The following is a 14,170-nucleotide window of genomic DNA, read 5'->3' on the forward strand; positions in this document are numbered from 1 at the left end:
CGCGTTCCAGATATCCGCGAGGTCTCAACTCGGGAAAGACTGCCGCCCAAACCTGCTTTCGATCTTGCTCAGTTGGCGGGAAGTGGACTATACCTGTCGGCGTCTGCAACGCCGCTTTGTGGCAGCGGGCCAGGGGGACGGGAACAGCGTGGGAAGTCGCCTCGGGCGGCTGCCTGACGCTATGTTCCGTATCTTCTGCAACTCTGCACGACCCAGCGTCATTTGACCGCGGTGGCGGGGCCCTTCGCCTAGGCGAATATCGACGGGTGACCGGTACACCGCCTGAGTCCTGGAGAAGGCGAGGACTTGAGCATGGGATCCACCTCCGCCCACAACAATGAGGGCCTTGGCCGTCGCGATCTGATCAAGCGGTCTGCCGCACTCGGCCTGATCGCTGTTCCGACGATGAGCTTCCTGTCCGCTTGTGCGAGCAGTGACAGCGGCGGCGACGAAAAGGTCGACAAGGGCAAGAAGACGGACAAGAACCCGCTGGGCGTCAATGACAGCGCCCCGCTCGAAATTGTTATTTTCGACGGCGGGTTCGGCACGCAGTATGCCCAGGACGCCAAGGCCGTCTATGAGAAGACGTACCCCAAGGCGCAGATCAAGTTCTCCTCCACGCAGAAGATCCGCTCGCAGCTCCAGCCGAGGTTCAACGGCGGCACGCCTCCGGACCTGATCGACAACTCGGGCGCCGAGCAGATGGACATGGGCGTCCTGGTCGGCAAGAAGCAGCTCACCGACCTCACCCCGCTGCTGGACGCCGCGTCCATCGACGACCCGAGCAAGAAGGTCCGCGACACGCTGCGGCCCGGCATCGTCGAGATGGGCCAGTTCGACGGCGACCCGGTCTGGATCATGTACTACGCGTACACCGTCTACGGGGTCTGGTACTCGCAGACCGCGCTGGAGAAGCTCGACGCGACGTACCCGGAGAACTGGGACGACATGCTCGCGCTGTGCGCCAAGGCGAAGAAGAAGGGCATCGCGGGCTGGACGTACGCGGGCAAGCACCCGTACTACATCCCCTTCTCGCTCTACCCGTTCATCGCCAAGATCGGTGGCCGCGAAGTCCTCGACGCCATCGACAACCTGGAGCCCAACGCCTGGAAGCACCCGGCCGTCAAGGCCGCCTTCGAGGCGTACTACGAGCTCTTCAAGAAGGGCTACATCCTCAAGGGCACGCCGAGCATCGACCACATTCAGTCGCAGACCGCCTGGACCAAGGGCAAGGCGCTCTTCATCCCGAACGGTTCATGGGTGGAGAACGAGGCGTCCAAGACCATGCCCGCCGACTTCAAGCTGTCCGTCGGCGCACCGTCCGGCCTCGACGGCTCCGACAAGCTGCCCTTCGGCACCATCTGGGCGTCCGGCGGCGAGCCGTTCATCGTCCCGAAGTCGGCGAAGAACCCCGACGGCGGCATGGAGCAGCTGCGCATCATGCTCAGTGAGGCGTCGTCCAAGAACTTCACCCAGAGCGTGAAGTCCCTGACCGCCCTCAACGGCGGCACCGACGGCATCGAGCTGACCCCGGGCCTCACCTCGGCCAGCGCCGCGCTCGAAAAGGCCGGTGCGAATGTCGTGAACCCGCGCCTGCAGGACTGGTATGTGAAGCTCCAGAAGGAGCAGATCGGTGTCGCCGGTCTCGGCGAGATGATGGCCGGCCGCGCGACCCCGGCGGAGACCATCAAGAAGATCCAGGGCTTTGCCGATGCGGCGGCCAAGGATCAGTCCATCAAGCACTACAAGCACCAGTGAGTAACCCGGGGGTCCGGGGGCGGGCCCCCGGGAGATCGCAGAACCAGCGGCGGCACACGCCCGAAGAGCGGGGTCGGTAACCATGCAACACGGCAAGTACCGGTTCATTGCGGGGTTCTTGGGAGCCCCATTGGCGTTGTACGTAATCTTCGTCATCTGGCCGTTCATCCAGTCCATTTACTACTCGTTCACGGACTGGACCGGCCTGAGCCCGGACTTCGAAATGGTCGGCTTCGACAACTACAGCAGAATGCTGGAAGACCAGATCTTCTGGGATTCTCTGGGGCACAGCCTGCTCTTCGCACTGCTGCTGCCGCTGGTGACGCTCGGCCTCGCGCTTTTCTTCGCCTTCATGATCAATGTCGGCGGGCGGCGCCGGAAGGGCGCCGCCATCGCGGGAGTCCGGGGCTCGTCCTTCTACAAGGTCGCCTACTTCTTCCCGCAGGTGCTCTCGATCGCCATCGTCGCGGTGCTGTTCGCTTTCGCGTACAACCCGAACGAAGGCGCCATCAACGGACTGCTGAGAGCGATCGGTCTCGACAGCATTCAGCCGCAGTGGCTGGGTGACCCGGACATCGCCATCTGGGCAGTCATGGCAGTGATGGTCTGGGCCACCGTGGGCTTCTTCGTGGTGCTCTTCTCCGCGGGCATGGCGTCCATTCCCAGGGACTTCTACGAGGCTGCCCTGCTCGACGGCGCGAGCCGGGTCACCACATTCTTCAGGATCACCATCCCGCTGCTCTGGGACACCGTGCAGTCGGGCTGGGTCTACCTGGGAATCCTCGCCCTGGGCGCGGAATCCTTCGCGGTCGTCCAGATCATGACCGTGGGCCCCGGCGGCCCCGACTACTCGACGACCGTCCTGGTGCTGTACGTCTACCAGACGGCGTTCCGGGACGGCCAGGCAGGTTATGCGACAACGATCGGAGTGGCCCTCCTCGTCATCACTCTGGCCTTCGCGGCCCTGGTGATGCGACTGGGCCGGCGTGAGCGGCTGGAGTTCTGATGAAGATCACTGACACCCCTCCCGCCGACGTCGGCGCCGCGGACCGCCCGCCGGTGCGCAAGGCGACCGTCACGGAGCCCGCCAAGAAGCGGCGCGACGTCAGCGGCACCACGCTCAACGTCTTCTCGCACGGCGTCCTGATCCTGTGGGCCTTCATGGTCGTCATGCCGCTGCTCTGGGCGGTGATGACGTCCTTCAAGGACGACGCGTCGATCTTCGAGTCGCCGTTCTCGCTGCCGGACAAGCTGCACTTCGAGAACTGGTCGCGCGCCTGGTCCGAAGCGCACATGAGCGACTACTTCTTCAACACCGTCATCGTGGTCGGCGGCTCGCTCGTCGGCACGCTGCTGCTGGGCTCCATGGCGGCGTACGTCCTCGCCCGCTTCGACTTCCCCGGGAACCGCTTCATCTACTTCCTCTTCGTCGGAGGAATGAGCTTCCCGATCATGCTGGCCCTGGTGCCGCTCTTCTACGTACTGAAGAACATGGGGATGCTGGAGACCATCCCCGGCCTGATCCTCGTCTACATCGCGTACTCGCTGCCCTTCACCGTCTTCTTCCTCACCTCGTTCTTCCGTACGCTGCCGAGCTCGGTGGCGGAAGCGGCGATGATCGACGGCGCCTCGCACACCCGGACCTTCTTCCAGGTGATGCTGCCGATGGCCAAGCCCGGCCTGATCAGCGTCGGCATCTTCAACTTCCTGGGGCAGTGGAACCAGTACATGCTGCCGACGGTGCTCAACAACAACCCGGAGAACCGGGTGCTCTCCCAGGGCCTGGTCGAGCTCGCGACCAGCCAGGGATACAAGGGCGACTGGTCGGGGCTCTTCGCCGGTCTGGTGATGGCGATGCTGCCCGTCCTCGCGGCGTACATCATCTTCCAGCGCCAGGTCGTCGCCGGCCTGACCGCGGGCGCCGTGAAGTAGCGCCACCGGGGTTTTCTGCCTCAGTACGAACCGCCCGCCGGCATCCCGCCGACGGGCGGTTCGGCGTTCAGCGGGCTGTGTCACAACGCTCAAGGTCTTGACGCGAAGCAACCCCAAAGGCTCATCTTAGGGTTCACATGTTGGAGGAAGGGAAGTCAATGGAGACTCCGGGGTCGCAGACGTCACTGCACCGGGCCAACCTTGAGCGGGTCGTTCGTGCGGTACGCATGGCGGGCTCGCTCACCCAGGCAGAGATCGCCAGGACCACAGGGCTCTCTGCAGCCACGGTCTCCAATATCGTTCGCGAACTGAAGGACGGCGGGACCGTCGAGGTCACGCCGACCTCCGCGGGCGGCCGCCGGGCTCGCAGCGTCGCGCTCAGCAGCGACGCGGGCATCGTCATCGGCGTCGACTTCGGTCATACGCACCTGCGCGTTGCCGTCGGAAATCTCGCGCACCAGGTGCTCGCCGAGGAGGCCGAGCCGCTGGACGTGGACGCCTCGTCCGCCGAAGGCTTCGACCGGGCAGAAGGCCTGGTCAAGCGGCTGATCGCGGCGACCGGCATCAGTCAGGACAAGGTGATCGGCGTCGGTCTCGGCGTACCGGGACCCATCGACGTCGAGTCCGGCACGCTCGGCTCGACCTCGATCCTGCCGGGCTGGAAGGGCATCAACCCGAGCGAGGAACTGTCCGGCCGCCTCGGTGTGCCCGTGTACGTCGACAACGACGCCAACCTCGGCGCCCTCGGCGAGCTGGTCTGGGGCAGTGGGCGCGGGGTCAAGGACCTGGCATACATCAAGGTCGCGAGCGGTGTCGGCGCCGGCCTGGTGATCAGCGGACAGATCTACCGGGGACCCGGCGGCACGGCCGGCGAGATCGGGCACATCACGCTCGACGAGTCGGGGCCGGTCTGCCGCTGCGGCAACCGGGGCTGCCTGGAGACCTTCACGGCCGCCAGGTACGTCCTGCCGCTGCTCCAGTCCAGCCACGGCGCCGATCTGACCATGGAGCGCGTGGTGCAGCTGGCCCGCGAGGGCGATCCGGGCTGCCGCCGGGTCATCGCGGACGTCGGCCGCCACATCGGCAGCGGCGTCGCCAACCTCTGCAACCTCCTCAACCCCAGCCGTGTGGTGCTGGGCGGAGACCTCGCGGAGGCGGGTGAGCTGGTGCTCGGGCCGATCCGCGACTCGGTGTCCAGGTACGCCATTCCCAGCGCAGCCAGGCAGCTTTCGGTGCTGCCCGGAGCGCTCGGCGGGCGGTCCGAAGTGCTGGGCGCGCTGGCGCTCGTACTCAATGAAATGGGCGATTCGACCCTTCTGGACAGTGCACTGCCCGCCGACGCGCCTGCCTTCACCTAGATAACGAATGGCACCGTTGTCATCTCGTTAAGGGTTTACTCCTTGACGCTGCCAGCGGGGCGGAGTTGACTTCCAGCCACCTCGGCCGCAACGACGCGGCCTCGTCAGGGAGGTTTCTGAAGTGAACACGCAGATGCGTCGTGCCGCCGTGGCCGTGGCCGCCACCGCAATGGCCGTTTCCCTCGCCGCCTGTGGCAGCGCCAAGGAGTCCGGAGACAAGGCAGACGAGACAGCCGGGAACAAGGGCGATGCCCTCAAGATCGGCCTGCTCCTGCCGGAGAACCAGACGGCGCGTTACGAGAAGTTCGACAAGCCGCTGATCGAGGAGAAGATCAGCGAGCTGACCGATGGCAAGGCCGAGGTCGTTTACGCCAACGCCAAGCAGGACGCCACCGTCCAGACGCAGCAGATCGACACGATGATCACCAACAAGGTCGACGCGCTGATCGTGGACGCGGTGGACTCGAAGGCGATCGCCAACGGCGTGAAGAAGGCCAAGGACCAGGGCATCCCGGTCGTCGCCTTCGACCGCCTCGCCGAGGGCCCGATCGACGCCTACACCTCCTTCGACAATGAAGAGGTCGGCCACGTCCAGGGCGAGGCCCTGCTCGAGGCGCTGGGCGACAAGGCCAAGGACGCCCAGATCGTCATGATGAACGGCGCCATCACCGACCCGAACGCCGCCCTCTTCAAGAAGGGCGCGCTGGCCGAGCTCAAGGGCAAGGTCAAGATCGGCAAGTCGTACGACACCAAGGAGTGGAAGCCGGAGAACGCCAACGCCAACATGGAAGGCGCGATCTCGTCCCTCGGCAAGGACAAGATCGACGGCGTCTACTCCGCCAACGACGGCATGGCGGGCGGCATCATCACCGCTCTCAAGGCCGCCGGTTTCTCCAAGCTCCCGCCGGTCACCGGCCAGGACGCCGAACTCGCCGGTGTGCAGCGCATCGTCGCCGGTGAGCAGTTCATGAGCGTCTACAAGCCGTACGCCCCTGAGGCGTCCGCCGCTGCCGAGATGGCCGTCGCGCTGGCCAAGGGCGAGAAGCTCAACAACATCGCCAAGGACACCGTGGACAGCCCCACCACCAAGGGCATCCCGACCCTGCTGGTGCCCGTCATCTCGCTGACCCAGGACAACATCAAGGACACTGTCGTCAAGGACGGCGTCTACACGGTCGAAGAGATCTGCACCCCGAAGTACAAGGCCGCCTGCGACAAGCTCGGTCTCAAGTAAGTCCCCTGTCCCGCATGGGACTCGAAGACTTACGCGCGGTTGAAGCCTGTCCGGCGCCCCGCCCTCCACAGCCCCGCAGCTCGGGCGGGGCGCCGGACAGAACACCCCGCCACCCGCAACACCCGTCACCCGCACATTCCTGCTCAACCTCCGCGCCACTTCCCCCCGGCGCGGCATCCCCGCCGGTCAGGCGGCGAAGGAGATGGTTCACGTGTCCGCTACGCCCGTGCTGGCGTTGCGAGGGGTCTCCAAGCGGTTCGGTGCCGTCCAGGCGCTCACCGACGTAGAGCTTGAGGTCCACGCCGGTGAAGTGGTCGCCCTGGTGGGCGACAACGGAGCCGGCAAGTCCACGCTGGTCAAGACCATTGCCGGCGTCCACCCCATCGATGACGGTGTCATCGAGTGGGAAGGCAGCTCCGTACAGATCAACAAGCCCCACGACGCGCAGAACCTCGGCATCGCGACCGTCTACCAGGACCTCGCGCTCTGCGACAACATCGACGTCGTCGGCAACCTCTACCTCGGCCGGGAGATCCGCAAGCGCGGCATCCTCAACGAGGTCGAGATGGAGCGCCGCGCCCGCGAGCTCCTCACCACGCTGTCCATCCGGATCCCGAGCGTGCGCATCCCGATCGCCTCGCTCTCCGGCGGTCAGCGCCAGACCGTGGCCATCGCCCGCTCGATGCTCGGTGAGCCCAAGCTCGTCATCCTCGACGAGCCGACCGCGGCCCTCGGCGTCGAGCAGACCGCCCAGGTCCTCGACCTCGTCGAGCGGCTGCGCGAGCGCGGCCACGCGGTCATCCTCATCAGCCACAACATGGCGGACGTCAAGGCCGTCGCGGACAAGGTGGCGGTCCTCAGGCTGGGCCGTAACAACGGCGTCTTCGACGTCAAGACCACCTCGCAGGAAGAGATCATTTCCGCCATCACCGGTGCCACGGACAACGCCGTGACCCGCCGTGCGGCGCGCAACGGGGAGGCCCAGAAGTGAGCACCGACAAGATCCCCGCGGGCCACGTCGTCGAGAACCCCGAGGCCGCCCACGACGCGCTCACCGCCGTCGACCCCCGGCTGCTCGTCCGCGAGCGCGGCTTCGCGGGCTACATCTCCGAGTTCAAGCGCAAGCTGCACGCCGGTGACCTGGGCTCGATCCCCGTGGTCATCGGTCTGATCCTCATCTGCGCGATCTTCCAGGGTCTGAACTCGAACTTCCTCTCCGCGCAGAACCTCAGCAACATCGCCGTCACGATGGTCGCCACCGGCATGATGGCCGTCGGCATCATCTTCGTGCTGCTGCTCGGCGAGATCGACCTGTCGGTCGGTTCCGTCAGTGGTGTGTCCGGCGCCATCGTGGCCGTACTGAGCGTCACGCACGGCATGAACGAGTGGCTCGCGGTGATCGTCGCGATCGCCAGCGGCGCGGCCATCGGCGCGGTCCACGGCTTCTTCTTCGCCCGGATCGGCGCACCCGCCTTCGCCGTCACACTGGCCGGCCTGCTCTTCTGGCTCGGCTTCATGCTCCAGCTCCTCGGCGACCAGGGCACCATCAACCTGGACAGCGACGGCGTCGTCGGCAAGCTGACCACGTACTACTTCTCGGACGTGGCGGCCGCCTACGGCCTCGCCGCGCTCGCGGTGGCCGGCTTCTTCCTCTCGTCCTTCTTCGACAACCGCCGCCGCGAGGCCGCGGGCGTCCCGTCCCGCCCGCTCATGGACATCGTGATGCGTACGGCGGTGCTCGCTGTGGTCGCATTCGCCGCCGCGATCATGTTCAACCAGTACAAGGGCCTGCCCCTGGCGCTGCTGCTCTTCCTCGTCGTGCTGGTGGTGACGGACTTCGTGCTCCGTCGCACCGCGTACGGCCGCAAGATCTTCGCGCTCGGCGGCAGCGTCGAGGCCTCGCGGCGTGCCGGTATCAACGTCACGGCGGTCCGGATCTCGGTCTTCGCGATCGCCGGTACGTTCGCTGCCGTCGGCGGCCTGTTCTGGGCCTCCAAGATCGCCGCCGCCAACCAGAGCGCCGGCGCCGGTGACCTGCTCATGAACGTCATCGCGGCGGCCGTCATCGGCGGTACCAGCCTCTTCGGCGGACGCGGCCGGACCTGGAACGCGCTGCTCGGCGTCATGGTGATCGTCTCGATCCAGTACGGGCTGGCGCTGGAAGGCATCGCCACGCCGATCCAGTACATGATCACCGGTGGTGTTCTGCTGGCGACCGTGGTGATCGACTCCGTCACCCGGAAGACCCAGAAGACCGCGGGCCGCGCCTGACCGCGGCACACCGGACGTGCCCGGCACCGATTTCGGTGCCGGGCACGTTTGTGCGTACGGCCGTCCGCTCACCCGGGTGACGCAGAACGCACCGCCCGATGACCACAGTCGCGAGCGGAACATTAGACTCGGCAGACCGGCAAGCCAGACAGTTCAACTGCAAGGAGGCACGGGTGGCGCTGCTGACCCGCATTACGGGACCGCGCGATCTGGACCGGCTCAGCCCGGAGCAGCTGGACCAGCTGGCCGCTGAGATCCGGACATTTCTCGTCGACGAGGTCTCCAAGACCGGCGGACACCTGGGCCCCAACCTCGGTGTGGTCGAGCTGACCATCGCCCTGCACCGCGTATTCGACTCGCCCAAGGACAAGGTCCTCTTCGACACCGGGCACCAGTCGTACGTACACAAGCTGCTCACCGGCCGCCAGGACTTCTCGAAGCTGAAGATGAAGGGCGGCCTGTCGGGCTACCCGTCGCGCGAGGAGTCCGAGCACGACGTCATCGAGAACTCGCACGCCTCGACCGTCCTCGGCTGGGCCGACGGCCTCGCCAAGGCCAACGAGGTCCTCAAGAAGGAGGATCACCACGTCGTCGCCGTCATCGGTGACGGCGCGCTCACCGGCGGCATGGCCTGGGAGGCGCTGAACAATATCGCCGTCGCCAAGGACCGCCCGCTGGTCATCGTCGTCAACGACAACGAGCGCTCGTACGCCCCGACCATCGGCGGCCTCGCGAACCACCTCGCCACGCTCCGTACGACCGACGGCTACGAGCGCTTCCTCGCCCGCGGCAAGGACATCCTGGAGCGCACGCCCGTCGTCGGGAAGCCGCTCTACGAGACCCTGCACGGCGCGAAGAAGGGCCTCAAGGACTTCATCGCCCCGCAGGGCATGTTCGAGGACCTCGGCCTCAAGTACGTCGGCCCGATCGACGGCCACGACATCGAGGCCCTGGAGTCCGCGCTCACCCGCGCCAAGCGCTTCGGCGGCCCCGTCATCGTGCACTGCCTCACCGAGAAGGGCCGCGGCTACCAGCCCGCCCTCGCCGACGAGGCGGACCGCTTCCACGCCGTCGGCAAGATCCACCCCGACACCGGCCTGCCGATCGCCTCGTCCGGCGTCGACTGGACCTCGGTGTTCGGCGAGGAGATGGTCAAGCTCGGCAAGGAGCGCGAGGACATCGTCGCGATCACGGCGGCCATGCTGCAGCCGGTCGGCCTCGACAAGTTCGCGAAGGCCTTCCCCGACCGGGTGTACGACGTGGGGATCGCCGAGCAGCACGGCGCGGTCTCCGCGGCCGGTCTGGCCACCGGCGGCCTGCACCCCGTCTTCGCGGTGTATGCGACCTTCCTCAACCGGGCCTTCGACCAGGTCCTGATGGACGTTGCCCTGCACAAGTGCGGCGTCACCTTTGTACTCGACCGCGCGGGCATCACCGGCACCGACGGCGCCTCGCACAACGGCATGTGGGACATGTCGATCCTGCAGTGCGTCCCCACGCTGCGCATCGCCGCGCCGCGCGACGCCGACCAGGTCCGCGCCCAGCTGCGCGAGGCCGTCGTGGTCGACGACGCGCCGACCGTCGTCCGCTTCTCCAAGGGCGCCGTCGGCCCCGCGGTGAAGGCCGTGGGCAAGGTCGGCGGCATGGACGTCCTGCGCAACGCCGACGCGGACACCGAGCGGCCTGACGTCCTGCTCGTCTCTGTCGGGGCGCTCGCGCCGATGTGCCTGGAGATCGCCGACCTGCTCGACAAGCAGGGCATCTCGACGACCGTGGTCGACCCGCGCTGGGTCAAGCCGGTCGACGAGGCGCTCGCGCCGCTGGCCGAGCAGCACCGCGTGGTCGTCACCGTCGAGGACAACAGCCGCGCGGGCGGCGTTGGTTCCGCCATCGCCCAGGCACTGCGCGATGCGGGCGTCGACGTACCGCTGCGCGACTTCGGCATCCCGCCGCGCTTCCTCGACCACGCGTCCCGCAAGGAGGTCATGGCCGAGATCGGTCTGACCGCCCCGGACATCGCCCGCCAGGTGACGGGTCTCGTCTCCAAGCTGGACGGCCGGCTGGAGGACACGCCGGAAGCCGAGGTGGCGCGCGACTGACGCGGCGCCAGGACCTCGTACGCCGTCGCAAGGTCGTACGTCGTCGTACGCCGTCGTACGACTCAAGGCCCGGCTGGAGCAGCTCGCTCCGGCCGGGCCTTTCCGTCACCCGAAAGGCTCAACTTTCAGGCCAATTCCGCATACTCACCGGTGCCTCTCATCGGGTGAAACCCTGCGGCGGTACTCGTCGGTGCTGCCCGGTTCGCTCACGATCATGACTGAAACTCGCTCACTTCAAGGTTGGGCGACAGCCAACAGGCGGAGGTACGCCGGTGAGTACGCAGCAGGACCCCGGACCGGGAAGCGGCGGGATGTTCCGGACCAAGACGATCGAACAGTCGATCCGCGACACGGAGGAGCCGGAGCACGCGCTCAAGAAATCCCTCTCCGCGCTCGACCTGACGGTCTTCGGAGTCGGGGTCATCATCGGCACCGGCATCTTCGTCCTCACGGGCAAGGTGGCCAAGGAGACGGCCGGTCCCGCCACCGCGCTCGCCTTCGTCGCCGCCGGCGTCGCGTGCGGCCTGGCCGCCATCTGCTACGCCGAGTTCGCCTCGACCGTGCCGGTCGCCGGGTCCGCGTACACCTTCTCGTACGCCTCGCTCGGCGAGCTGGTCGCCTGGACCATCGGCTGGGACCTGGTCCTCGAATTCGCGCTGGGCACGGCGGTGGTGGCGGTCGGCTGGTCGGGGTACGTCCGGTCGCTGATGGACAACGCCGGCTGGGCTCTGCCCGACGGGCTCTCAGGCCCCGATGTGGCGGAAGGATTCGGCTTCGACCTCCTGGCCTTCCTGCTGGTGCTGCTGCTCACCGTGATCCTGGTGCTCGGCATGAAGCTGTCCGCCCGGGTCACCGCAGTCGTGGTCGCCGTCAAGGTGACCGTGGTCCTCATCGTCATCATCGCGGGCTCCTTCTTCATCGACACGGACAACTACTCGCCCTTCATCCCTGACGCCGTGTCACAGGACGCCGGATCGGGCTGGGACGCCCCCATGGTCCAGCTGCTGTTCGGCTACGAACCCACCAACTTCGGCGTCATGGGCATCTTCACCGCCGCCTCCGTCGTCTTCTTCGCCTTCATCGGCTTCGACGTCGTGGCCACCGCCGCCGAGGAGACCAAGCTCCCGCAGAGGGACATGCCGCGCGGCATCCTCGGCTCGCTCCTCATCTGCACCGTGCTCTACGTCGCCGTGTCCGTGGTGGTCACCGGCATGCAGCACTACAGCGAGCTGTCGGTGAGCGCCCCGCTAGCAGACGCCTTCAAGGCCACCGGGCACCCCTTCTACGCCGGCACCATCAGCTTCGGCGCCGCCGTCGGTCTCACCACGGTGTGCATGATCCTGCTGCTCGGCCAGACCCGGGTGTTCTTCGCGATGAGCCGCGACGGACTGCTCCCGCGGTTCTTCTCCGTCACGCACCCGCGATTCGGCACGCCCTACCGCCCGACCATCCTGCTCGGCGTGATCATCGCGATCATCGCGGGCTTCACCAGCATCGAAGAGCTCGCGACGCTGGTGAACATCGGCACGCTCTTCGCGTTCGTCGTCGTCGCCCTCGGCGTGATCGTCCTGCGCCGTACCCGGCCCGACCTGCACAGGGCCTTCCGTACCCCGATGGTGCCGCTCCTCCCGATCCTCTCGGTGGCCGCCTCGCTCTGGCTGATGCTGAACCTGCCGGCCGAGACGTGGCTGCGCTTCGGCATCTGGATGGCGCTGGGCTTCGTGGTCTACTTCGTGTACGGGCGCGGGCACAGCCGCCTCGGCCGCGCCGGCGGCGCTGCCAAGTACTAGGCCCTAGGCCTGACTTCTCTTCTCCGCACCGTTTCCCGGCTCCGTACGTCCCGCTTCGGCGGGGACTGCGGGGCCGGACTGCTGAGCCCGTACCGTCCGCGGCCCGACGCATTGCGCGCCGTACGCCTCCACGCGCCGCCTGAGCTCCCGGTCGGCGGTGACGACGACCACGGCGGCCTCACCCACCGCTTCCGCGACCACCTCGACGATCCGGTCGTCGCCGCTGCCCGTCGCCGCCTCGACCCGTACGCCGGGCACCGATGTGACACCACGCGCGGCCCCCTCGACGACGAGGACGACGCCGAGGGGACCGGGGTGACCCGGGATGCCCTCTTCGGCGTACGCCGGGAGGCGGTCCCTGAGGCGTTCGGCGGCTCCGTGGCGGTCGCGCCACCAGCCGTCGGGGACGGACCCGACGACGTTGGCGGCGTCCACGACGAGCAGAGTTCTCATAGCATCCTCATAGCATGCGTGGCCCTCGGGGCGGTCGCCACCAGGCAAAACGCTATGCTTGTTCGAATCACGGGGAGTCAAAAGTCGATGTACAGAAGGTTGGCGTGACGCCATGAGGCCGCGGACCGCGCGTAAGTCCGAGCGTAATCTTCCCTCTCCTTCCAGCAGCCCCCCGGCGGCGGCGACCGGGCCCGGGACCAGCCGGTGGCTGCTGCGCGGCAAGGACGACAGACTCTCCGCCTACGCGCCCACGGACGGCGGCCTGCTGCGCTGGACGGAGATCCGCCCCGGCGGCCCGGAGTGGTCGGGACCCGACTTCTTCCCGGCCCCCGGCATAGAGCACCTGACCCTCGCCCAGGGCCCGGACGGCTACGTGCACTTCATAGGCCGGCGCCGGAAGGGGAAGGCCGTCGACATCGTGCACGCGATCCAGTACCAGACCGGCCGCCCCCTGACCGTCTGGCACACCCTCGGCAACCCCTACAAGGAAGCCGACCGGGGCCTCAAGATCGGCATTCCGGCCGCCACCGTCAACACGGCGGGCTCGGTCCATGTCTTCGTACGCAACGCGGGCCTCGGCGTCCAGATGCGACGCCAGGCCGCCAACGGCAAGTGGGAAGGCTGGAAGGACCTGCGCGGCAGCAAGGTCCAGGACGGCCCGGCAGCGGTGGCCACGGCCACCGGCAAGGTCGAGGTGCTGGCCCCGGCAGCGGGCCGGACGCTGCGCTGGACGCAGGAGAAGCCCGGCGGCGAGCTGACGTTGGCCGAGGACATCCCGTTCACCCCGGTGGTCCGTACGGTCGTCGGCCTGGAGACCGCCGAGGACCGCATCACGTACTACTGGAACGAATCCGAGGCCGACGGAGGCATCACCGCCCACCGCCCCGGCCAGGCCACCGTCGCCCTCTCCGGCACCCCCGCGGACAGCCCCGCAGCGGCCCTGCGCACCGAAATCGGCGGCCACGACTGCACGGTCCTGGCCCACCGCGGCACCGACGGACGCCCCGTCCTCGCGGCCTGCGTGACAGAGGCCGAGGACGACGGCGTGTGGTGGACGGCGACCGGCGACGAGTGCCTGGGCGCACCTGCGCTGGCGGTGGACGCGATGGGCCGCGTGGTCCTCGCGGTGATCGGCACGGACGGCGGGCTCCATGTGGCCCGCCAGAAGCCCGAGGACGGCCTGGCGCTGGGGGCCTGGACCCGCGTCTGACCACGCACCACAGACGGACGGGCCGTACGGGAGCATCTCCCGTACGGCCCGTCTCGCATTGCGCG

The 14,170-nt window shown here is 67.6% G+C and carries 11 protein-coding genes; 10 read left to right on the plus strand and 1 reads right to left on the minus strand.

Annotated features, from left to right (window positions below; genetic code table 11):
- Nucleotides 1-312 precede the first annotated feature (312 nt).
- The 9 genes from ngcE to J7I98_RS22895 all read left to right on the plus strand — a co-directional run bounded on the left by ngcE (nt 313) and on the right by J7I98_RS22895 (nt 12,442).
- The gene (gene ngcE, locus J7I98_RS22855; RefSeq protein ID WP_214924095.1) at nt 313-1,758 is read left to right on the plus strand and encodes an N-acetylglucosamine/diacetylchitobiose ABC transporter substrate-binding protein; all 1,446 of its coding nucleotides are present in this window, start codon (nt 313-315) and stop codon (nt 1,756-1,758) included.
- An 82-nt stretch (nt 1,759-1,840) separates the two neighbouring features.
- Nucleotides 1,841-2,764 carry a carbohydrate ABC transporter permease gene (locus tag J7I98_RS22860; protein WP_214924115.1) on the plus strand — a complete coding sequence of 308 codons (924 nt, stop codon included), beginning with the start codon at nt 1,841-1,843 and terminating at the stop codon, nt 2,762-2,764.
- Complete coding sequence (locus tag J7I98_RS22865; RefSeq protein WP_214924118.1) at nt 2,764-3,690, plus strand: carbohydrate ABC transporter permease; 927 nt, start codon at nt 2,764-2,766, stop codon at nt 3,688-3,690. Before J7I98_RS22860 ends, J7I98_RS22865 begins: the two co-directional genes overlap by 1 nt.
- A gap of 158 nt (nt 3,691-3,848) precedes the next feature.
- Nucleotides 3,849-5,048 (plus strand): ROK family transcriptional regulator, encoded by a 1,200-nt coding sequence (locus J7I98_RS22870; RefSeq protein ID WP_214924120.1) that lies wholly within the window; start codon nt 3,849-3,851, stop codon nt 5,046-5,048.
- A gap of 133 nt (nt 5,049-5,181) precedes the next feature.
- Nucleotides 5,182-6,282 (plus strand): sugar ABC transporter substrate-binding protein, encoded by a 1,101-nt coding sequence (locus tag J7I98_RS22875; protein ID WP_214925149.1) that lies wholly within the window; start codon nt 5,182-5,184, stop codon nt 6,280-6,282.
- A gap of 202 nt (nt 6,283-6,484) precedes the next feature.
- On the plus strand, nt 6,485-7,273 hold the full coding sequence (locus tag J7I98_RS22880; RefSeq protein WP_214924125.1) for an ATP-binding cassette domain-containing protein: 789 nt from the start codon (nt 6,485-6,487) through the stop codon (nt 7,271-7,273).
- On the plus strand, nt 7,270-8,553 hold the full coding sequence (locus J7I98_RS22885; protein WP_214924157.1) for a sugar ABC transporter permease: 1,284 nt from the start codon (nt 7,270-7,272) through the stop codon (nt 8,551-8,553). Before J7I98_RS22880 ends, J7I98_RS22885 begins: the two co-directional genes overlap by 4 nt.
- 173 nt (nt 8,554-8,726) lie before the next feature.
- On the plus strand, nt 8,727-10,652 hold the full coding sequence (gene dxs / locus J7I98_RS22890; RefSeq protein WP_214924162.1) for a 1-deoxy-D-xylulose-5-phosphate synthase: 1,926 nt from the start codon (nt 8,727-8,729) through the stop codon (nt 10,650-10,652).
- 311 nt (nt 10,653-10,963) lie between these two features.
- Entirely contained in the window at nt 10,964-12,442 is a 1,479-nt protein-coding gene (locus J7I98_RS22895; RefSeq protein WP_214925150.1) for an amino acid permease, read from the plus strand.
- A 3-nt stretch (nt 12,443-12,445) separates the two neighbouring features.
- Here J7I98_RS22895 and J7I98_RS22900 read toward each other — a convergent pair whose 3' ends face one another.
- Entirely contained in the window at nt 12,446-12,895 is a 450-nt protein-coding gene (locus J7I98_RS22900; RefSeq protein WP_251021030.1) for an NTP pyrophosphohydrolase, read from the minus strand.
- Between the two features lie 112 nt (nt 12,896-13,007).
- On the opposite strand from J7I98_RS22900, the gene J7I98_RS22905 reads away from it, so the two are divergent.
- Nucleotides 13,008-14,105: a hypothetical protein gene (locus J7I98_RS22905; RefSeq protein WP_214924175.1), complete on the plus strand. Its 1,098-nt coding sequence runs from the start codon at nt 13,008-13,010 to the stop codon at nt 14,103-14,105.
- Nucleotides 14,106-14,170: the final 65 nt, after the last annotated feature.

The organism is Streptomyces sp. ISL-98, from assembly GCF_018614055.1.
Taxonomy (GTDB): domain Bacteria; phylum Actinomycetota; class Actinomycetes; order Streptomycetales; family Streptomycetaceae; genus Streptomyces; species Streptomyces spiramyceticus.

Coding starts and splice junctions, on each gene's coding strand:
- ngcE (WP_214924095.1), top strand. CDS start 313: ATGGGATCCACCTCCGCCCACAACAATGAGGGCCTTGGCCGTCGCGAT.
- J7I98_RS22860 (WP_214924115.1), top strand. CDS start 1,841: ATGCAACACGGCAAGTACCGGTTCATTGCGGGGTTCTTGGGAGCCCCA.
- J7I98_RS22865 (WP_214924118.1), top strand. CDS start 2,764: ATGAAGATCACTGACACCCCTCCCGCCGACGTCGGCGCCGCGGACCGC.
- J7I98_RS22870 (WP_214924120.1), top strand. CDS start 3,849: ATGGAGACTCCGGGGTCGCAGACGTCACTGCACCGGGCCAACCTTGAG.
- J7I98_RS22875 (WP_214925149.1), top strand. CDS start 5,182: ATGCGTCGTGCCGCCGTGGCCGTGGCCGCCACCGCAATGGCCGTTTCC.
- J7I98_RS22880 (WP_214924125.1), top strand. CDS start 6,485: ATGGTTCACGTGTCCGCTACGCCCGTGCTGGCGTTGCGAGGGGTCTCC.
- J7I98_RS22895 (WP_214925150.1), top strand. CDS start 10,964: ATGTTCCGGACCAAGACGATCGAACAGTCGATCCGCGACACGGAGGAG.
- J7I98_RS22900 (WP_251021030.1), bottom strand. CDS start 12,895: ATGAGAACTCTGCTCGTCGTGGACGCCGCCAACGTCGTCGGGTCCGTC.
- J7I98_RS22905 (WP_214924175.1), top strand. CDS start 13,008: ATGAGGCCGCGGACCGCGCGTAAGTCCGAGCGTAATCTTCCCTCTCCT.